General features: G+C 70.9%; 22 protein-coding genes and 1 pseudogene. 15 read left to right on the forward strand and 8 right to left on the reverse strand.

Annotated elements, in window-relative coordinates:
* Positions 1–3: 3 nt before the first annotated feature.
* From GOBS_RS09665 to GOBS_RS26200, 3 genes are all read right to left on the reverse strand, one after another.
* The gene (locus tag GOBS_RS09665; protein ID WP_012948106.1) at positions 4–462 is read right to left on the reverse strand and encodes a hypothetical protein; all 459 of its coding nucleotides are present in this window, start codon (positions 460–462) and stop codon (positions 4–6) included.
* Positions 459–707: a hypothetical protein gene (locus GOBS_RS09670; RefSeq protein WP_012948107.1), complete on the reverse strand. Its 249-nt coding sequence runs from the start codon at positions 705–707 to the stop codon at positions 459–461. The genes GOBS_RS09665 and GOBS_RS09670 overlap by 4 nt, the downstream gene beginning before the upstream one ends.
* 221 nt (positions 708–928) lie before the next feature.
* On the reverse strand, positions 929–1,099 hold the full coding sequence (locus GOBS_RS26200; protein WP_243697689.1) for a hypothetical protein: 171 nt from the start codon (positions 1,097–1,099) through the stop codon (positions 929–931).
* Positions 1,100–1,163: 64 nt separating this feature from the next.
* Between GOBS_RS26200 and GOBS_RS09675 the strand changes: the two genes are divergently transcribed.
* From GOBS_RS09675 to GOBS_RS09700, 7 genes are all read left to right on the forward strand, one after another.
* Complete coding sequence (locus GOBS_RS09675) at positions 1,164–2,675, forward strand: recombinase family protein (RefSeq protein WP_012948108.1); 1,512 nt, start codon at positions 1,164–1,166, stop codon at positions 2,673–2,675.
* A 274-nt stretch (positions 2,676–2,949) separates the two neighbouring features.
* Positions 2,950–3,138 carry a hypothetical protein gene (locus GOBS_RS09680; protein ID WP_012948109.1) on the forward strand — a complete coding sequence of 63 codons (189 nt, stop codon included), beginning with the start codon at positions 2,950–2,952 and terminating at the stop codon, positions 3,136–3,138.
* Positions 3,135–3,302: a hypothetical protein gene (locus GOBS_RS27300; RefSeq protein ID WP_012948110.1), complete on the forward strand. Its 168-nt coding sequence runs from the start codon at positions 3,135–3,137 to the stop codon at positions 3,300–3,302. Before GOBS_RS09680 ends, GOBS_RS27300 begins: the two co-directional genes overlap by 4 nt.
* A gap of 167 nt (positions 3,303–3,469) precedes the next feature.
* Positions 3,470–3,667: a hypothetical protein gene (locus GOBS_RS27305; RefSeq protein ID WP_166487344.1), complete on the forward strand. Its 198-nt coding sequence runs from the start codon at positions 3,470–3,472 to the stop codon at positions 3,665–3,667.
* Entirely contained in the window at positions 3,664–5,820 is a 2,157-nt protein-coding gene (locus GOBS_RS09690; protein ID WP_012948112.1) for a DUF3987 domain-containing protein, read from the forward strand. The genes GOBS_RS27305 and GOBS_RS09690 overlap by 4 nt, the downstream gene beginning before the upstream one ends.
* Before the next feature lie 380 nt (positions 5,821–6,200).
* The gene (locus GOBS_RS09695) at positions 6,201–6,470 is read left to right on the forward strand and encodes a hypothetical protein (protein WP_012948114.1); all 270 of its coding nucleotides are present in this window, start codon (positions 6,201–6,203) and stop codon (positions 6,468–6,470) included.
* Between the two features lie 574 nt (positions 6,471–7,044).
* Positions 7,045–7,485: a hypothetical protein gene (locus GOBS_RS09700; RefSeq protein ID WP_012948115.1), complete on the forward strand. Its 441-nt coding sequence runs from the start codon at positions 7,045–7,047 to the stop codon at positions 7,483–7,485.
* Here the strand turns inward: GOBS_RS09700 and GOBS_RS29670 are convergent.
* From GOBS_RS29670 to GOBS_RS09715, 4 genes are all read right to left on the reverse strand, one after another.
* On the reverse strand, positions 7,426–7,878 hold the full coding sequence (locus tag GOBS_RS29670) for a response regulator transcription factor (RefSeq protein WP_424954948.1): 453 nt from the start codon (positions 7,876–7,878) through the stop codon (positions 7,426–7,428). The genes GOBS_RS09700 and GOBS_RS29670 overlap by 60 nt on opposite strands.
* Before the next feature lie 87 nt (positions 7,879–7,965).
* On the reverse strand, positions 7,966–8,376 hold the full coding sequence (locus tag GOBS_RS09705; protein WP_012948116.1) for a hypothetical protein: 411 nt from the start codon (positions 8,374–8,376) through the stop codon (positions 7,966–7,968).
* Positions 8,363–8,557 (reverse strand): helix-turn-helix transcriptional regulator, encoded by a 195-nt coding sequence (locus tag GOBS_RS09710; protein ID WP_012948117.1) that lies wholly within the window; start codon positions 8,555–8,557, stop codon positions 8,363–8,365. Before GOBS_RS09710 ends, GOBS_RS09705 begins: the two co-directional genes overlap by 14 nt.
* Positions 8,558–8,718: 161 nt before the next feature.
* A complete protein-coding gene (locus GOBS_RS09715; protein WP_012948118.1) occupies positions 8,719–9,180 on the reverse strand; it encodes a hypothetical protein in 462 nt (153 codons plus the stop codon).
* 176 nt (positions 9,181–9,356) lie between these two features.
* Between GOBS_RS09715 and GOBS_RS09720 the strand changes: the two genes are divergently transcribed.
* From GOBS_RS09720 to GOBS_RS28100, 4 genes and pseudogenes are all read left to right on the forward strand, one after another.
* Positions 9,357–10,526, forward strand: coding sequence for a sensor histidine kinase (locus GOBS_RS09720; RefSeq protein ID WP_012948119.1), 1,170 nt, complete (start codon positions 9,357–9,359; stop codon positions 10,524–10,526).
* Complete coding sequence (locus GOBS_RS09725; protein WP_012948120.1) at positions 10,523–11,203, forward strand: response regulator; 681 nt, start codon at positions 10,523–10,525, stop codon at positions 11,201–11,203. The genes GOBS_RS09720 and GOBS_RS09725 overlap by 4 nt, the downstream gene beginning before the upstream one ends.
* Positions 11,204–11,812: 609 nt before the next feature.
* Positions 11,813–12,168, forward strand: a pseudogene (locus GOBS_RS28095) (winged helix-turn-helix domain-containing protein); the annotation flags it as partial.
* A gap of 21 nt (positions 12,169–12,189) precedes the next feature.
* A complete protein-coding gene (locus tag GOBS_RS28100) occupies positions 12,190–13,956 on the forward strand; it encodes a LuxR C-terminal-related transcriptional regulator (protein ID WP_208104419.1) in 1,767 nt (588 codons plus the stop codon).
* A gap of 15 nt (positions 13,957–13,971) precedes the next feature.
* Here the strand turns inward: GOBS_RS28100 and GOBS_RS09735 are convergent, their stop codons facing one another.
* On the reverse strand, positions 13,972–15,249 hold the full coding sequence (locus GOBS_RS09735) for an MFS transporter (protein ID WP_012948121.1): 1,278 nt from the start codon (positions 15,247–15,249) through the stop codon (positions 13,972–13,974).
* A 107-nt stretch (positions 15,250–15,356) separates the two neighbouring features.
* Between GOBS_RS09735 and GOBS_RS09740 the strand changes: the two genes are divergently transcribed.
* The 4 genes from GOBS_RS09740 to GOBS_RS09755 all read left to right on the forward strand — a co-directional run bounded on the left by GOBS_RS09740 (position 15,357) and on the right by GOBS_RS09755 (position 18,508).
* Positions 15,357–15,764: a hypothetical protein gene (locus GOBS_RS09740; RefSeq protein ID WP_243697690.1), complete on the forward strand. Its 408-nt coding sequence runs from the start codon at positions 15,357–15,359 to the stop codon at positions 15,762–15,764.
* Positions 15,761–16,540 carry a DUF4386 domain-containing protein gene (locus GOBS_RS09745; protein WP_012948123.1) on the forward strand — a complete coding sequence of 260 codons (780 nt, stop codon included), beginning with the start codon at positions 15,761–15,763 and terminating at the stop codon, positions 16,538–16,540. The genes GOBS_RS09740 and GOBS_RS09745 overlap by 4 nt, the downstream gene beginning before the upstream one ends.
* Positions 16,541–16,696: 156 nt before the next feature.
* Positions 16,697–17,533: an ATP-binding cassette domain-containing protein gene (locus tag GOBS_RS09750; protein WP_049788202.1), complete on the forward strand. Its 837-nt coding sequence runs from the start codon at positions 16,697–16,699 to the stop codon at positions 17,531–17,533.
* A gap of 81 nt (positions 17,534–17,614) precedes the next feature.
* A complete protein-coding gene (locus GOBS_RS09755; RefSeq protein ID WP_012948124.1) occupies positions 17,615–18,508 on the forward strand; it encodes an IS982 family transposase in 894 nt (297 codons plus the stop codon).
* The last annotated feature ends 27 nt before the right edge of the window (positions 18,509–18,535 follow it).

An 18,535-nucleotide genomic window follows, 5' to 3' on the forward strand; every position in this document is an offset into this window, starting at 1 on the left:
CGCTCAGCTCGTCGCTGTACCCCGGATGGCTCGTCCTCGTCGGAGGACCACCGCGATGCCGAACAGCAGGGCGCCGGCCAGCGCAGTCTCGACGGAGCGCGCCCGGCCGCTGGCCCGCAGGATGCCGAGCGTGTCGGGCTGGGCCTGCCGGGTGCCGAGCAGCAAGCCACCGAGCGCGGAGTCGACCCCCGCGCCGACGGTGACAACATGCTGCGACGGCGAGGCCAACCGGGCGGTGAGCCCTGCGCCGGCCAGGGCCCCGGCCAGCTCGCCGACGTCCGCCCGGCCGGGCCGGGTGCCGTTCCGGGCGGTCGCCGCCGCCCGCAGGCCGCGCATGAAGCCGCGCACGTCGGCGGCGACCACGCGCAGGTCCCCGCCCTCGGCGGTGACCCGCACGGGCGCGCCGTCGACCTCGATGGACAGGTCGGCGGTCACGTCGAAGCGGGCACCGTCCGAGCTCATCCCTGGTCGGCGTTCTCCGTCGTGGTGATCCGCAGCGTGCCGTGTAGCCGCCAGGTCGCCCGAGGAGCGTCGGAGCCGGTCTCCCGCGGCACCTCGACGATCATGTCGACGAACTGGTAGTTGATCGCCGCACCCTTGCCGGTCAGGTAGGTCCACATCTCCTTGCCGAGGTCGGCGAAGCTGGTGGTCTCGTGGGACTTGATGTCCCGGCCGGCGGTCGCGGCGTCGTTGCTCGTCATGGTCATGGCGCTCTCCTCGGGTGGGTGGTGGTGAGGGCGGTGTCGACCAGGTAGCCCGCACCGGACGGCGACGCCGTCGCACTCGGCGCCGGTCATCTGTTGGGCACTACCCGGTCGGGCGCAGGCGAATCGGAGCGAGCCGCCGGGTGCGCTCCGGCCGAGTCTCGAGGCCTGCGCGGTCGCGTACGCGGCCGCACGACCTCGTCACCCGACGAGCCGTCGTCGGGTCACCAGCCGCGGGCGCGCCACTCCACGAGGTGCGGGCGCTCGGCGCCCAGCGTCGTGTCCCTGCCGTGGCCGGGGTAGACCCAGGTGTCGTCGGGCAGCTTGGCGAACAGCCGCTCCTGGACGTCGTCGACCAGGCTGGTGAAGTCCTCCGGCGACCAGGTCTTGCCCACCCCTCCGGGGAAGCCGGGAGGTGCTAGGGTTTGAACACCCAGTAGGGCACCCCGGGAGCATCCAATGACCACTTCCCGCCTCCCCGACGTCCGCAGGGCCGCAGCCTACGGACGCATCAGCGAGGACGACCAGGACCGCCGCGAAGGTGTAGACGACCAGCTCACTCGCGCTGAGGCCCACATCGAGCGCCGGGGCTGGGACCTCATGGGTTCGTTTCGGGACGATGACCTGTCCGCCTACTCCGGCAAGCCCCGGCCCGGGTACGACGCCCTGATGGCCGAGGTGGTCGCCGGACGGGTGGACACCATCGTCGTCCGCCACGTCGACCGGCTCTGGCGCGACGACCTGGAGGCCGCCCGCGGCCGGGCCCTGCTCCGTCAGCACCGCGTCCTCGTCGCCGAGTACGGCGGCATGGAGTACCCGGCCTGGACCGCGCACGGGCAGCACATGATGCGCACCATGAGCGGCAACGGCACCTTCGAGTCCGACATCAAGTCCGAGCGGGTGCGGGAGGCCGCCGAGCGCCGCGCCGAGCAGGGCCGCATGAACGGGCCGTGTCCGTACGGGTGGCGCCGCGAGTACGTCCGCACCAGCACCGGCCGCGTGGTCGAGTCCAGGGAGGTCGAGGACCCCGAGGCCGCCGAGGTGGTCCGGGAGATCACCCGCCGGCTGCTGGACGGGGATTCGCTGCTAGCTATCACGAAGAGCCTGAACGAGCGGAAGGTGCCACCGCCCGGGGCCGCGTTCACCTTCCGCCACAAGCGCCGCGCCGCCGACAACCCCGACGGCTCTCGGTGGAACAAGACGAGCGTCAAGAAGCTGGCGCTGCGGGAGAGTAACGCCGGGCTGCGCATCTTCCACAGAGGAGAGCCCGACGAACGGGAGATTGAGGGCAACTGGCCGCGCCTGGTCGACCGGGAGGACTGGCGCCGGGTCGTATCCCTGCTGTCGGTCGACGACCGCGACAAGCGGGTGAAGCGGCCGGCGAACCGGCAGCACCTCCTGACGTGGGGAGTCGGGGAGTGCGGCGCCTGCGGCGGACTCCTGCGGGTCGCCGGCAAGGGCGCCGCCGGCAAGCCGAAGGTGCCGTACTACGTCTGCGTCTCGACGACCTGCGGGCTCGGCCGTCGTGAGGACTACCTGGACCGGTTCGTCGGTGACGTCGTTGTCGCTCGCCTGTCCGAGCCGGACGCCCTGGCCTGGCTCACCCCGGACGGCAAGGAGCTGGCCGACGCCACTGGGCGCGCCGCGGAGGCCCGGGAGCTGCTGGCCACGGCCGGGGCGAAGTTGGCCACCGGTGAGTGGACGGTGGGCACGGTGGACGCCGTGACGAAGGCGACGAAGCCGAAGCTGGAGCGGGCCGAGGCGGACATTCGCCGCCTCCGGGCCGGCTCGGACCGTGGTTTGCTCGCTGATATCGCGGGCCCGGAGGCCCGGCAGCGGTGGGACGCCGCCTCCCTGGGGCTGCGGCGGGCGATTCTGGACGCCCTAGGGCTGCGCGTGGTCATCAAGCGGACCACTAAGCACGGCCCCGGCTTCGACCCTGACAGCGTGGAGATCGTCTGGCCTCAGTAGGCCACCTTGAACCCCCGACAAGAGCCCCGGTGCCACTACTGGCACCGGGGCTCTATCGCGTCCGGAGGTCTAGCACTAGACGACCGCCCCGGCTAGCTCTCCGATGCAGTCGTTACCAACTTGTGACCTTAAATCGGGTGATTTCGGTCGTTTCACCCCTTCCCGCTTGCAACAGTGGAGGTCCGCGCGCGTCACCCACCCACGAGCAGCACACGACCAGCCAGCCGCCGGGCCCCCCACGGTCCCGGCGACACCCAGGGAAGGTGACCCCGCCGTGCCCACTCCTAAGGGAGTCGTCCCCTCGTCGCTGCCGAAGGCCCAGGCCCGCCACCGGCGGAACATCGCAGTACGCCGCCTCTGCCACTGGCTCGACTCCGACCCATCGCCCGAGGATCGCCGGTACGTCGCCACGATCCTGCTCGACGGCATCGAGGACACCGACACCGCCGGGGCGACCCGGTGACCGCGGACCCGAACCGGACAGCCGGCCAGCAGGCCGACGCGTACGCCGCCGCGGTGCGCCGGGCAATCGAGAACGCCCCGAGGCTCACCGACAAGCAACTCGCCCGGCTGCGACAGCTCATCGGCCCCAGCACCAGCACCACCCCCGACGAGGGGGCTGCCTGATGGGACCACCCGACGAAGGGAACGGCCCGGCCCCTCTCGACAAGAGGGCCGGGCCGAACGAAGAAGCCGCCGCCGCCAAGCTGCCGCTCTCCGCCAATGAGGTTACCGGCCCCCACCGACAGGACCAACGGGAGCCGCGCGGGCCGCTGGCCGACCTCGGCCACGCCGTGACCGACGGGGACGGCCCGGCCGGAGACCGGCTGCGGGCCGCCGCTGACACCGCCGCCGCGATGGTCGCCGCCGGGCAGATCGACTGCACCGATGCCGTCGCCGCCGTGTGGATCGCTGCCCAGGCGGCCGGCATCGGTGGCGGGCAGGCGCTGGCCGCCATCTCCGCAGCCTTCTGCAGGGCGGGCACGCCATGAGCGCGCTCGATCGCATCCTCGACGCCCTCGATGACCGCGACCGCGGACCCCGGCAGTCCGGCGGGAGCTGGTTGGCCCGCTGCCCCGCCCATGACGACCGGAAGCCGTCGCTGAGCGTGCGGCAGGTCGAAGGCCACGCCTTGATCTTCTGCCAGGCCGGGTGCGCCGCCGCCGAAGTGATGACCGCGCTCGACCTCACCTTGCGCGACCTGTACGACGACCCCCGCGGCGCCACCTACACCTACCCCGACGGCCGCATCGTTCACCGTAGCCCCGACAAGCGCTTCTACCAGTCGGGCAACACCAACGGCACCGCCCTGTACCGGCTCGACAAGGTCACCGCCGCCGTCGCCGCTGAGCAGACCATCTACATCTGCGAGGGTGAGAAGGACGTACATGCCCTCGAGGCCATCGGCCTGACCGCCACGACGTCCCCGATGGGCGCCGGCAAGTGGGCCAAGATCGACCCCACCCCGCTGGCCGGGGGCACCGTCGTTATCGTCGCCGACGACGACGACCCCGGCCGGCGGCACGCCGCCGAGGTCCGCGACTCCCTCATCGGGCTCGGCGCCACCGTCAACACCGTCTCCGCCAAGGCCGGCAAGGACGCCGCCGACCACGTCGCCGCCGGCTACGACGCCGCCGACTTCGTACCGCTGCAGCTGCTGGTCGACGACTTCGCCGAACCTCCGCTGCCGCTGACCCCCACCTCCTGTGCGACACGCTTTCCCACCGAGGTGCTCCCCGGCTGGGCCCGGGCCATGGTGGAGGCCGAAGCCGAGGCCACCCAGACCGACGCGGGGATGGCCGCCAGCGTCCTGCTCGGGGCGCTCGCCGCTGCCGCCGGCGGACACGCCCGGGTCTGGATCCGCGCCGGCTGGTCAGAGCCGGTGAACATCTTCACCGTCTCCGTCGCCGAGCCCGGCTCCCGCAAGACCGCCGTGTTCGGTGCCATGACCGATCCACTCGGCGACGCCGAGAAGGAACTGGTTGCCAGCGACGCCGCGGCCCGCTGGGAGACCGACGTGGCGCTCAAGGTCGCCCTGCAGGCCGCGGAGAAGCTGCAGCGGGATGCGGCCACCGCCGCCGCCGCCAAGGACAAGGCGGCCGACGAGAAGCTTGCCGACGCGATGAACGCGCGGGCCGCCGCCGAGGCCATCACCGTTCCGATCGACCCCCGACTCCTGGCCGACGACGTCACCCCGGAGGCGTTGGTGAGCCTGCTCGCCGACAACGGAGGCCGGATCGCGGTGCTCAGCGCCGAGGGTGGGATCTTCGACGTGTTGGCCGGCCGGTACAGCAAGACCCCCAACCTGGACCCGATCCTCAAGGGTCACGCCGGGGACCGAATCCGGGTGGACCGCAAGGGGCGATCCTCGGAGTACATCGACCATCCCGCGCTGACCATGTGCCTGACGGTGCAGCCACGCGTCATCGAGGAGATCGGCCGCAACGGCGTCTTCGTCGGTCGCGGCCTGCTGGCCCGGTTCCTCTTCTCGATTCCGCCCAACCGGGTCGGCTACCGCAAGGTCGGTGCGGCACCGGTCCCGCCGGACGTTGCCGCCAAGTACGCGGCGCGGATTCAGGCGCTGGTCGCTGCCCTGCACGAGTGGGGCGAGATGCCGATGCTGCTGCAGTTGTCCGCCGACGCGGCGGAGGTGTTCCTGAACGCGGAGCGCACCCTGGAGCCCCGGCTGGCCGGCGACCTGCGGCCGGTGCAGGAGTGGGCGAGCAAGCTGATGGGGGCCACCGCCCGGATCGGCGGTCTGTTGCACCTGGCGAGCTTCGACGCCGCCGACACCGCCATGCGTCGCCCGATCAGCGCCGAGACGATGATCGGCGCTCTGAAGATCGCGGCCTACTACACCGACCACGCGATGGTCGCCTTCGGACTCATGGGTGCAGACCGAACCCTCGGTGCCGCACAGGAGCTCCTGACCCACGTCCACGCCCGCAAGATCGAGGAGTCGAGCATCCGTGACCTGTTCACCGACCTGTCTCGCAGCCGGTTCCCGAGGACCGAGGACGTGCTCGACGCGCTCGCCGTCCTGGTCTCCCACGGCTGGGCGGCACCGCTGCCGCCTCCGAAGACCTCCGGGCCGGGCCGCAAACCGTCACCCCGCTACCGCTTCCGCCCAGCCCCCATCGCGTAGTCGCAGAAACCGCACAATCCGCAGAATCCCGGCCGGATCCCCTTTCTGCGGATTGTGCGGTTTCTGCGACTACGTGCAGGCCCGTACGGCATTCCACAGCAGGAGCATGATCAAAATGACCGCTTCAGCTTCGCACGGGGCGACTGTTCTGCGCGGACTGTCGGACGACCCCCGTCTCCTGGCGCCGCGCCCGGTCCGAGGGCGGCCGTTGTGAGCTGCACCGGCGAGCTCGCCGCCGGGCCCCGTGACCGCCGCTGCCGGCAGGACGCCATCGAGGCCATGTTCCTCAGCGAGCCGACCCAGTGACCGGGCCCGATTGGTCGCCCCGCCACCAAGACGCCCCCCGCCGGGGGAGCACCACCTACACCGCGGAGAACACCATGACCACCCAGCCCAGCACCCGGTACGCCCCGCCCGTCGTCCGCGAGTGGACGACGTTCCTGACCTCGGACGCCGGCGTCACTTTCTTCGGCGACTCCGAGCTGGTGATCCGCGCCGTCCACTACTGCAAGGGCGACCGTGCCGTCTGCGACGCCCAGCCCACCGAGTGCGGCCACCCGCCCCACGTCCGCACGACCGACGGCAGATGCGGTGCCTTTGTTGGTGCGCTGGGCGCGGTTGCGGCCCAAGCGCCGACGAGCAGCAGCTGATGGACCCAACGAATGGCCGATGTGAGGGAAGGGCCAGGCGACCATGACGAAATCACCGCGCGCCGAGCGCAGCGCGAACAGCGACGCCACAGCAGCCACATCACGACGATGCCGCGCACCTGCAGCAGGGATGACAGCGGACTGGCGAGCACCACAGCGGCGAGCCAGACCGTCGCCGACCCCGCGGCTTCCTGGTCCTACCCGGAGTGCTACACCCCGACCCACCGAGCGCCCCGCCTCGGCACCGACGCCCCCCGCGAGCCATGCCGCTCAACGCTCGGCACCGAACGACGCCGCAAGCGCGTGCCATTCACCGAGGCGCCGATGCCGAAGTGGATGTGGTCCGAGGGAGGCGACGTGCCTCCGGCCGCGCCGGACTGCGGCGCCTGCTCGCCGGATCCCCAATCGCCAGCACAGGGGGAGGGGGCTTCCGATCCCGCCCACCGCACCAAGATCGACTCCCGGCCGGTAGTCCCGTCTCTCCCCGGTCCCTCCAGTCCCGGGACTGTCCCGCCAAGATCGTTGATTCTGGAAGGGCAAGATCAACACCCGGCCAAGATCAAGGAGGCTCGTCATGGAACGCCGCTGCAACGTCTGTAAGATCACCTACACCGCGAAGCGTGCGTCGTCGCGGTACTGCTCGGAGCGGTGCAAGAAGCGCGCCCAGCGCGCCCCAGCCACCCAGCGGTCGGGCAAGCGCCGCCAGGCCCGGCCGAACGCCGCTGTCGTTCCGCTACCGCAGCCCGACGTGACCGCTGGCGTGGCCGAGTCGACCCGCCGGAAGCTCGACGAGATGGGCCAGTTGGACACTCCGCTCGGGCAGGCGACGATGGTGCTGGCCCGCCGTCTGGACAGCCCGAGTGGGGACACCGGCGCCGGGCTGGCCTCGCTGGCGAAGCAACTCGCGGCGACGCTGGCGGCCGCCAGCGCGGACGTGCCCCCGGCCGGCGACCTGCTAACCGACCTCCGAGCCCGGCGCGACCGGAAGCTCGGCCACCCGGGAGGGCGGTCGTGATCCTTGCAGCCTGTCGCCATGTCGACTCTCCGTCGGTCCCGACATCCCCGCTCCCGACCCATTCCCTCGCGGACAGCTCCGACGTACGCAGACACCGCACTCATGGCCCGGGCAGAACGGCCTCGAGCACACAGGTGGCTGGAGGCCACGCCGCGTCGGGCGCGTACACGGGACGCTGCACCGATCCCCCGGCCTTCCGGAGGTCAACGCTCCCGGTGTCATGCGAGGCCGGCCTCGTGCACGCAGATCGCGATCTGGACGCGGTTCGCCCCCCATCTTGGCGAAGATGTGCGAGACGTGGGCCTTGACCGTCGCAAGTCCAACGCAGAGATCGCCGGCGATCTCTGCGTTGGACTTGCCCTGTCCGACCGCGACGGCGCCTGCCCTCCGCATCCCCACAGGTCCTTGCCAGGGGCAGGCGGGATGCGGTGGGAGACGAGGGCGCGGTCCGCGCTGGGGTGAGGTCGTGGAGCAAGCTGGTCAGCGCCGGATTCGCAGCACGATCAACGCGATGACGTACCCGACGCCAGCGATCGCTCCCAGCGCGGCGTAAGGCTGTCCGTCCTGACCCCGCGCAATCTCGACAACAAAGGCGATGAGCACGGCGCAGACCAGGGTCATGCCCGCGAAGAGGGACGCGTCGCTGTCGATCTGGTTGATGCGTTCGTCGTTGCGGTTGATCAGGCCGGCGACGGTCTCACTCAGCCGGCCCAGGACGAGGAACGCCGCCACGAACACGAGCATGATCGTGAGTCCTCCGAAGGCGAACGCGCGGTCGCCTCCCAGCCACCCGGCGGCGAAGTACACGACGCCGCCCAGCACGGCGGTAGCGGGAATGGTCCAGCGTTTCCACGACCGCGTTGCAGGGGTCGGGCTCTCACTCAGCGACATCGAAGACCTCCTCCACCGTCGTCTTGAAGAAGCGCGCCAACCCGATCGCGAGCGGTAAGGACGGTAGGTACCGTCCGGTCTCGATCGAGTTGATGGTCTGGCGCGAGACGCCCATCACCACCGCCAGGTCCCCCTGCGACAGTCCACGCTGCATCCGCAGCGCCCGCACCGCATTGCGCACATGTCAAGCATGCTTGCCACCTCCTCGAGCTGTCAAGCACCCTTAACACCACCGGGTAGAGCCCTGCTGACCTGCACTCCTGAGTCGGCAAACTGTCGATGGTGTCTGCCGCAGCGATGCTCGCGACACAGCCGAACGGAGGGCTCCAGCTCTAATCGACGTCAGCGCCACCGGTCCCCACGCGCCTGCACGTACTGCGCGAACACGTAGCGCCACGGGATGACCGCCAGGACGATCAGGACCACGAGGCAGGAATAGAAGACCTCTGCAGTGGCCGGATCCAGCTGGTCGCTGGTCCACAGCGGTAGCGCGACGACGGCCACCCAGATGACCTTCCAGGCCAGTTCGAACAGCAGCACGGGGAGCATCTTCACCGGGTAGCGGAGCCCGACGAACGCCAGGACCGACAACGCCACCAGCATGCACGTCACGACTCCCTCCATCAGCGGCCATGGCCTGGAGCCGTCGACGAGCAACGGCCACTTGGTGACGGCCAGTCCGACGGCCATGACGAGATAGCCGAGTCTCATCAAGTAGAGGCGGGGCAGCGAGACCTCGGCCGTTGCCGGGGTGCCCGTCCGGCCGGTTCGGTCCTGCCTGGTGTCCGTGCTGAGGCTGGTCATGGCAGCTCTCCTTCAACTCGTGGTGATGACATCGGTTCGACCGCCGGCGTCATGTGGCCAGACTGCTGCCGTGACGGAGCCGGCACATCCGGCTGCGGTCGGTCCGGGCTCGACCGAAGTCGACTTCCCAGCGACTTTGGTCGGTCGCACACGCCGCGCCGCTCTACGCTCCGACCGTGGGCTTCGCCGGCGAGGCTGAACGGCCGGAGATGGCTGGGCGCGGCAGGTGGCGAGGCACACTGTTCGCGGTCGCCGTTGGCGCGCTCTGGCTGATTGTCGCCCGGGACGAGTGGGGTTCGGCCGGGGCGCTGTTGTGGATCGACGTCGCCCTCGGCGTCGCCTCTGTCGCGGCCATGCAGTTCCGCCGTCGCCGGCCGCTGGCCGTCACGGTCCTGACCGTGGCTGCGACCGCGGTCTCGGCCAGCGCCATCGGCGCGTGGGTCGTCTGCCAGGTGTCGCTGTCGGCCCGCCGGCGTTGGCCCGAGGTCCTGCCGACCGCGGTGCTGTCCGTCGCGACCGGCCAGATCCTCTACGCCGTGCAGCCGGACCAGGCGCTGCCCTGGTACGTGAACCTCATCTTCACGGCTCTCGCCACGGGCGTCGTCGTCGCCGTGGGCATGTACGTCGGTGCGCGTCGCGAGCTCGTCACCTCGCTGCGTGACCGGGCCGAGCGCGCCGAGCGCGAGCAGAGGCTGCGGGTCGCCGCTGCCCAGGCGGGTGAGCGGGCGCGCATCGCCCGCGAGATGCACGACGTGCTGGCACACCGCATGTCGCTGGTGGCGCTGCACGCCGGGGCGCTGGTCTACCGCACCGATCTCAGCGCGGCCGAGACCCAGGGGACGGCGGGCATCATCCAGGCCAACTCTCAGGCCGCCCTCGCCGACCTGCGGGAAATCCTGGGTCTGCTGCGGGACACCGAACGGGGCGAAGACCCGACCGGCCACCGGCCGCAGCCCACCCTGGGCGATCTGGACACCCTGCTCGACGAGGAGCGCGCCGCCGGCGCACACATCACGGTGCACTCCGACCTCGAGGACCGCGACGCGCTTCCGGTGTCCACAGGCCGCAGCGCCTACCGGATCCTGGAGGAGGGCCTGACAAACGCCCGCAAGCACGCCCCGCATGCCGCCGTCACCGTCGAACTGACGGGTCGTCCGGGGGACGGGGTCGACCTCATCGTCCAGAACCCGGTCCGTGTGGACGACAACCACCACGGCAACGACGCCACCGGCTTCGGCCTCGTCGGACTGGCCGAGCGGGCCGCGGCCAGCCACGGCCACTGCCAGCACGGCGTCATGGCTGACGGCGACTTCGTCCTCCGGGCCTGGCTTCCGTGGGACCGATGAGCGCCGGGCCGATCCGCGTCGTCCTCGTCGACGACGACCCCTGGGTCCGCGCCGGACTCGGCCTCGTGCTGCGCGGCGCGCTGCAGCTGGAGATCGTCGGCGAGGCCGGCGACGGCGGCGAGGGCCTCGAGGTGATCACCCGGACCCACCCCGACGTCGTGCTGATGGACATCCGCATGCCACGCATGGACGGGCTGACCGCCACCCAGCGCCTCTCCGAGCAACCCGACCCGCCCAAGGTCATCGTGCTCACCACCTTCGACGCCGACGACCACGTCGTCCGGGCACTGGCCCAGGGCGCGAGCGGGTTCCTCCTCAAGGACACCTCTGCCGCGATGATCGTCGAGGCGATCCAGAAGGTCGCCGCGGGGGAGCCGATGCTGTCGCCCAGCGTGACCGCGCAGCTGATCCGGAGGGTCGTCGACGCGCAATCGACCGGCGTCAACGCCGAACGAGCGCGCACCGCGGCCGCCCGCCTCGGGCAGCTCAGCGATCGTGAGCGAGACGTCGCAGTCGCGGTCGGACAGGGCAAGTCCAACGCTGAGATCGCCGGCGACCTCTTCATGAGCCTGCCCACCGTCAAGGCCCACGTCTCCCACATCTTCGTCAAGCTGGACGTGACGAACCGGGTCCAGATCGCGATCTGCGTCCACGAGGCCGGCCTCGCATGGTCATGACCGGCCCTCTCCTCGCGACGAAGCTCTACGTCCCCCGGCGGCGACTCGGTGTGATCCGGCGTCCGGAGTTGAACGGGCGGCTGAGCCGGGGAGCGGAGTCGGCGCTGACGCTCGTGTCGGCTCCGGCCGGCTTCGGCAAGACGACGCTGATCACGGACTGGCTGGCCGCAGCTCCGGCCGGTGGGCGGTCCGTGGCGTGGCTGTCCCTCGACCAGCGCGACAACGACCCGGTGTTGTTCTGGACGTACCTCGCCGCCGCGTTCGAGAAGGCGGCGCCGGGGGCCGGCTCCGGTGCGCTCTCGCTCCTGCAGGCGCCGCAGCCGTCGACCGACGCGGTCCTTGCCACGTTGCTCAACGACCTGAGCGCCGTCCCGGACGACGTCGTGTTGGTGCTCGACGACTACCACGTCATCGAGGCGCGCGAGGTGCAGGACAGCATGGCCTTCCTGCTGGAACACCAGCCCCCGCAGCTTGCACCTGGTGGTCGCCAGCCGCGCCGATCCCGCGCTGCCACTGCCGCGGCTCCGAGCGCGCGGCGAGCTGCTCGAGCTGCGCGCCGCGGACCTGCGCTTCACGTCCGACGAGGCGGCCGAGTACCTCAACCGCTCGATGGGGCTCACGCTGACGGCACCGGACGTCGCAGCGTTGGAGGAACGCACCGAAGGCTGGATCGCCGCGCTCCAGCTGGCGGCGCTGTCGCTGCAGGGGCGGGACGACGTCGCGGGCTTCATCGCGGCCTTCGCCGGAGACGACCGCTACATCGTCGACTACCTCGCCGAAGAGGTCCTGCAGCGCCAGCCCGACCACGTCCGGGACTTCCTGCTGCGGACCTCCGTCCTGAGCAGGCTGACCGGGTCGCTCTGCGACGCCGTGACGGGCCAGGACGGCGGCCGGGCCGCGCTCGAGGCCCTCGACCGCGGGAACCTTTCCTGATCCCGCTGGACGACCAGCGCCGGTGGTACCGGTACCACCACCTCTTCGCCGACGTGCTCCGGGCGCGCGTGCTGGACGAGCAGCCCGGCCGGATCCCGGAGCTGCACCGGCGGGCCAGTGACTGGTACGAGGACAACGGGGAACGGTCGGAGGCGATCGACCACGCGCTGGCCGCCGGCGACGTCGCGCGAGCGGCGGATCTGGTCGAGCTGGCGATCCCAGCACTGCGCCAGGGGCGGCAGGAGGCCACCCTGCGTCGCTGGCTCGAGGCGCTTCCCGACGAGCTGTTGCACGTGCGGCCCGTGCTGAGCGTCGGGTACGTCGGGGCGCTCATGACCTTCGGCGAGCTTGAGGGCGTCGAGGCGCGGCTCCGGGACGCCGAGCGGTTGCTGGCCACGGGGACAGGTGACCAGACGGTTTCCCGGACCGCCGCGGCGGAGATGGTCGTCGTGGACGAGGCGGAGTTCCGCCGCCTACCGAGTGCGATCGCCGTCTACCGTGCCGGCCAGGCCCGGATCCTCGACGACGTGGCCGGCACCATGAGCCACGCCCGGCGGGCGCTCGACCTGGTCGGCGAGGACGACCCCTCCCGGCGGGGAGCCGCTGCAGCCCTCCTGGGTCTCGCGTACTGGACGACCGGGGACCTCGGTGCAGCGCACCGCTGGTATGCCGACGGCATGGCGAGTCTGGAGCGGGCCGGATACCTCTCCGACGTGGTCGGCGGTGCCGTCACCCTGGCGGACATCCGGATTGCTCAGGGCCGTCTCCGCCAGGCGATGAGCACCTACGAGCGGGGACTGCAGCGAGCCGAACAGGCGACTCCCGTGCTCCGGGGAGCGGCGGACATGCACGTGGGTCTGAGCGACCTGTTCCGTGAGCGCAATGACCTCGAGGCCGCCGTGCAGCACCTACAGCGGAGCAGAGAACTGGGCGAGCACAACGGTCTGCCCAAGAACCCTTACCGCTGGCGCGTCGGGATGGCCCGGGTTCGCCAGGCCGGCGGAGATCTCGGCGCCGCAGTCGACTTGCTGGACGAGGCCGAGCGCCTGTACACCGGTGACTTCTCTCCCGACGCGCGGCCGGTCGCGGCGCTGAGGGCCCGGGTGTGGATCGCGCAGGGGGAGTGGGCGAGGGCGCTCGACTGGGCGCACGAGCGAGGTCTGTCCGTCGACGACGAGCTCAGCTACCTGCGCGAGTTCGAGCACATCACGCTCGCCCGGGCGCTTTTGGCCCAGCCCACGGCGACGCGCTCCACCGACGCGGTGACCTCGTTCGTGCAGCGCCTCCTTCGGGCGGCGGACGAGGGGGAGAGGACCGGGACCGCCATCGAGGTCCTGGTGCTGCAGGCTCTGGCCCACCAGGCGCACGGCGACCTCCCGGCTGCGCTGGCGAGCCTGCGGCGGGCGGTGACGCTGGCCGAGCCGGAGGGCTACGTCCGGGTCTTCGCGGACGAGGGCCCGCCCCTGGCCCCCCTGCTCCGAGCGCTCGCGAGGAAGGGGACCGCTCCCGGCTACGTCCGTCGGCTCCTGGCCGCCCTGCAGAGCACCGCGGGCAGCCCGCCCGTCGACCAGGGGGTGATCGAACCATTGAGCGAACGCGAGCTGGAGGTGCTGCGGCTGCTGGGGAGCGACCTGGACGGCCCGGCCATCGCTCGCGAACTCGTCGTGTCCCTGCACACGGTCCGGACCCACACCAACCACATCTACGCCAAGCTCGGGGTCAACAGCCGTCGGGCAGCGGTGCGCCGGGCAGGGGAGCTCGCCCTGCTGTCGCGGGCCCGCGGTCACCGCCCGGGCGGCGCCGTCCTCGACGACCGGTAGGGCCCCGGTCCGCGCTCATCGGACGCGTTTCACGGGGAGGACGGCGACCGCCGCCGTGAGGGCGCAGACCCCGGCGACGGCGTACAGCACGCCGTAGCTGCCGCCGCCGACCGCGAGGACGGCCGGCGCGATGGCCGGCGCAACGGAGAAGGGAAGCGCGTTGGCGATGTTGAAGACCCCGAGGTCCCTGGCGTTGTCCTCGTCGGGCAGCACATCGGTGACGAGCGCGAGGTCGACGGCCACGTAGATGCCGAAACCGAGACCGCTGATGGCCATGCCGACCAGGAAGCCGTTGAAGTCGCTGGTGACGGCGACCAGGAACAGGGCGAGGCCGTACACGACGGAGGCGGAGAGGACGAAGATCTTGCGTCGTCCCGTCCGGTCGGACAGCCGGCCACCGACCAGGGAAGCGAGGACGACGACGGCGGACTGGACGAGTGTGCCGAGGAAGATCTGGTGCGGCACGTCGGCCTCGGCGCTCCCGAGCTCGTCCAGCAGGAAGTAGGCCTGGTACGTGGTCAGGATGGCGTAGGCCAGTACGAACAGGAAGCGGCTGGCGAACGCCCACGCGAAGTCCGGGTTCCGCCGCGGGCTCACGTAGAAGGTGCCGGCCAGTTCCCGCAGTGACCAATCCGGTCTGTCCACCCTGGCCAGCCGGCGGTCCTCCAGCGTGACCGCGAAGAGCAGGACGAACGAACCGCCGATCGCGCATGGGGCCAGGAACATGGCGAGCTGGTTGCCGCTGAACAGCTGGACCAGGAAGGTGCCGCTCACCGCTGCGATGGGCAGACACACACCCAGGACGCCGGAGACCAGGCCGCGCTGAGCCGCCGGGACCTGATCGGGCAGCACCGCCACCTGGACGGCGAGCAGTGCGTTGAAGAACAGCTGCGCGATGCACCATCCGACCAGGACGACCGGGATGGTGGGTGCCGCGGCGACGACGAGGATGCCGAGGGCACCGCCCGTCAGACCGATGATCATCCACGGCCGTCGCATGCCCCAGGGCGATGACGTGCGGTCGCTCAGCTTGCCGAAGAACGGATTGGCGACCATCGCCAGCAGGGAGCCGGTGCCGGTGACGAGCGCCAGGCTGTTCGGCGCCTGCTCGCTCCCCACCAGCGAGTTGATCTTCAACGCCAGGGTGACTAGCACGGGCGCGAGCAGCTGCAGGGTGGCCCCCATGTACGCCAACGTGTAGAGCGAGATGAAGCCCCATCCGACCCCGTCTGCCGCGGGCGACTGAGGCTTCCGCGCAGGCACGACGCCCACCTTTCCGTGGGCGGGACCCACGACCAGGTCCAGAGCGGGCGGACCCGCCGGCCACGCTCGGTCGACCGGTACCTCCGGGCAGGCCGCCGGTCCGGATCGGCCGGGATCGCCACGTCGAATCAACACATGTGGTGATCCGCCCTCATCACATCTCCTCCTACATTCCGACCGAACCCAGCAGGACGCCAGGACAGCCGGTCGAGATCCATCCGGACGAGCAACGCGGAAAGGGGTCGATGAGTGAGATGTCGACCGACCGTTCTCCGGAGCTCGGCCAGTACGAGATTCGCCTCGAGGGGCGCCTGCATTCCCGATGGGCCGCCTGGTTCGACGGGATGAGCCTCACCAACGAGAGCGACGGCACCACCGTCCTCAGTGGCCCGGTGGTCGACCAGGCCGCGCTCCACGGCCTGCTCCAGAAGGTCCGGGACGCCGGCCTGCCACTGATCTCGGTCGCCCAGGTCGACCCTCCCCGCCCGATGTGCCCTGCACCCAGCCTCGCTGACCCATCAACCCACACAGGGAGATCGACATGACGACCACCGTCCGAACCACCCGGACCTCGGGAACGCGAGGACCGTCGACCGACAAGCTGCGGAGGACCGCGTTCATCGCGGGCGGGCTCTACGTGCTCACTTTCGCCGCCTCGATCCCCGCGCTCCTCCTCATCACGCCCGTGCTGGACGATCCGGCGGGCTACATCATGAGTTCCGGCGCCGATGACATGCGCGCGCTCTGGGGCAGTTTCCTCGATGTGGTCAATGCCCTCGCCTGCGTCGGCACTGCCGTCGCGCTGTTCTCGGTGCTGAAGCGGCAGAACGAGGGCGTCGCCCTCGCCTTCGTCACCTCTCGCGTCCTCGAAGCCGCCATCATCATCGGCGGTGTCGTCAGCTTTCTCTCCCTCGTGACCCTGCGGCAGGCCGGATCTGCTGCCGGAGCAGATGCCGCCATGACCACCACCGGCCAGTCGCTCGCCGCGATGCGGGAGTGGACACAGCTGTTCGGTCCCAACCTGCTGGCCGGCGTGAACGGGCTGCTCCTGGGCTACCTGCTGTACCGGTCCGGGCTCGTGCCACGGATCATCCCGATGATCGGCCTCATCGGCGGCCCGCTGCTCATCGCCTCCACGGTGGCCGTGCTGTTCGGCTTCCACAGCATGGGCTCGGCCTCCTTCCTGCTCACCATGCCTCCCATCTTCGTCTGGGAGTTGTCCCTGGGCGTCTGGCTGGTCGTCAAGGGCTTCAGGCCCTCGCCTGTCACCGCCGGGATGGTCGCCGGCTCCGCGCCTGCGTACCGCGGCGTCGACGCCTGACCGTCGGAGGGCACGGCCGGGCCGATCGCGGCCCGGCCGCTGCCCCTGCCCACTTCTGGCCGCTCCGGACGCGGTCGACCGAACCGGAAGGACGAGCACCATGATCGAGCTTGGCACCTCACGAAGACCTACGGCGACAAGACCGCCGTCGACGACCTGACCTTCACGGTCCGGCCGGGCATCATCACCGGTTTCCTGGGGCCCAACGGCGCCGGCAAGTCGACGACGATGCGAATGATCCTCGGCCTCGACGCACCGACCAGCGGCACGGTCACGGTCGGTGGCAAGCGCTACCGGGAGCACGCCAAGCCACTGCAGGTGGTGGGTGCCCTGCTCGAGGCGCGCGCCGTCCACACCTCCCGGTCGGCCTACCACCACCTGCTGGCACTCGCGGCGACCCACGGGATCGCGAGAGGCCGCGTCCTCGACGTCATCGACATGGTCGGTCTCCAGGACGTTGCCCACCGGCGGGTCGGAGGCTTCTCGCTCGGGATGGGACAGCGTCTCGGCATCGCGTCCGCGCTGCTGGCCAATCCCGAGACGCTCGTCCTGGACGAGCCGGTGAACGGCCTGGACCCGGAGGGCATCCGCTGGATCCGGGACCTGCTCAAGAGCCTCGCCGCCGAGGGGCACACGGTCTTCGTCTCCAGCCACCTGATGAGCGAGATGGCCGTCACGGCCGACCACGTCATCGTCGTGGGCCGGGGTCGGCTGATGGCGGACATGCCCATGTCCGAGCTCATCGCGCAGGCCTCAAGCAGTGCGGTCCTCGTCCGCTCCCCGCAGGCCGCGGCGCTGGCCGCGGCACTCGCCGGCCCGGACGTCGCCACCTCGTTCACCACGCCCCAGACGCTGGAGGTCACCGGCCTCACCGCCGCGCAGGTGGGCGACCGCGCCCGTGACCTCGGGATCGGTCTGCACGGACTGGCACCGAAGCAGGCCTCCCTGGAGGAGGCCTTCATGGAGATGACCCGCGACGAGGTCGAGTACTAGACGAGTAAGTCCGAATGCCCGGCCCTGCAGCGGGCGGCTCGCCTGCCCCTGAGAGGGGCGGAGGGTGTTCAGGCTCGGGTTGTGAGGACCGACCTGAACACCCTCCTGACCGCACTCTATGTCTGGATCGATGACTATCTGGGCCCCCGCCGTCGCCCCGGTCGCCCGCCCCGGCTGACCGACGCCGAGCTGCTCACCCTGGCCGTGGCCCAGGCGCTGCTCGACGTCCGCTCCGAGGCGCGCTGGCTGCGGCTGATCCCCCAGCGGCTGCCCGGGGCGTTTCCCTCTCTGCCCGAACAATCGGGCTACAACAAGCGGCTGCGCGGCGCGGTGCCGCTGCTGCGCCGGGTGATCCGGGACCTGGCCGCTGCCACCGACCTGTGGACTGATCCGGTCTGGCTGGTCGACTCCACCCCGGTGGAGTGCGCCCGCTCCCGCCCCGCGGCCCGGCGCTCGGAGCTGGCCGGCGCCGCCGGCTACGGCTACTGCGCCTCCCACTCTCGCTACTTCTGGGGACTGCGGCTGCACCTGATCTGCACCCCAGCCGGGCTGCCGATCACCTGGGCGCTGGCCCATCCCAAGCTCGACGAACGCCAGGTGCTGATGGCCGTGCTCGACCACGACGCCCATCTGCTCACCGCCCGGCCGGGGCTGCTGATCATCGCCGACAAGGGCTATGCCTCCGCCGAACTCGACGACTACCTGCACGCCCGCGGCGTCGAGCTGCTCCGCCCGGCCTACCGCAACCGCGCGACCCGTCCCGGCCAGGCGCTGCTGGCCCCGATCCGCCAGCTCATCGAGTCGGTCAACGACACACTCAAAGGCCAACTCGATCTCGAGCTGCACGGCGGCCGCAGCCTGGCCGGGGTCACCGCCCGCGTCGCGCAACGGCTGCTCGCCCTGACCGCCGCCATCTGGCACAACCGCGCCACCGGCCAGCCCGTCACAAGATCCCTGATCGCCTACGACCACTGATCCGGTTCGGACTCACTCGTCTAGGCC

It is taken from the genome of Geodermatophilus obscurus DSM 43160 (genome assembly GCF_000025345.1).
GTDB lineage: Bacteria > Actinomycetota > Actinomycetes > Mycobacteriales > Geodermatophilaceae > Geodermatophilus > Geodermatophilus obscurus.

Excerpts from the sequence above, each read along its gene's own strand:
- GOBS_RS09665 (WP_012948106.1), bottom strand. The coding sequence starts at position 462 with ATGAGCTCGGACGGTGCCCGCTTCGACGTGACCGCCGACCTGTCCATC.
- GOBS_RS09670 (WP_012948107.1), bottom strand. The coding sequence starts at position 707 with ATGACCATGACGAGCAACGACGCCGCGACCGCCGGCCGGGACATCAAG.
- GOBS_RS09675 (WP_012948108.1), top strand. The coding sequence starts at position 1,164 with ATGACCACTTCCCGCCTCCCCGACGTCCGCAGGGCCGCAGCCTACGGA.
- GOBS_RS09690 (WP_012948112.1), top strand. The coding sequence starts at position 3,664 with ATGAGCGCGCTCGATCGCATCCTCGACGCCCTCGATGACCGCGACCGC.
- GOBS_RS09695 (WP_012948114.1), top strand. The coding sequence starts at position 6,201 with ATGACCACCCAGCCCAGCACCCGGTACGCCCCGCCCGTCGTCCGCGAG.
- GOBS_RS09700 (WP_012948115.1), top strand. The coding sequence starts at position 7,045 with ATGGAACGCCGCTGCAACGTCTGTAAGATCACCTACACCGCGAAGCGT.
- GOBS_RS29670 (WP_424954948.1), bottom strand. The coding sequence starts at position 7,878 with ATGCGGAGGGCAGGCGCCGTCGCGGTCGGACAGGGCAAGTCCAACGCA.
- GOBS_RS09705 (WP_012948116.1), bottom strand. The coding sequence starts at position 8,376 with ATGTCGCTGAGTGAGAGCCCGACCCCTGCAACGCGGTCGTGGAAACGC.
- GOBS_RS09715 (WP_012948118.1), bottom strand. The coding sequence starts at position 9,180 with ATGACCAGCCTCAGCACGGACACCAGGCAGGACCGAACCGGCCGGACG.
- GOBS_RS09725 (WP_012948120.1), top strand. The coding sequence starts at position 10,523 with ATGAGCGCCGGGCCGATCCGCGTCGTCCTCGTCGACGACGACCCCTGG.
- GOBS_RS09745 (WP_012948123.1), top strand. The coding sequence starts at position 15,761 with ATGACGACCACCGTCCGAACCACCCGGACCTCGGGAACGCGAGGACCG.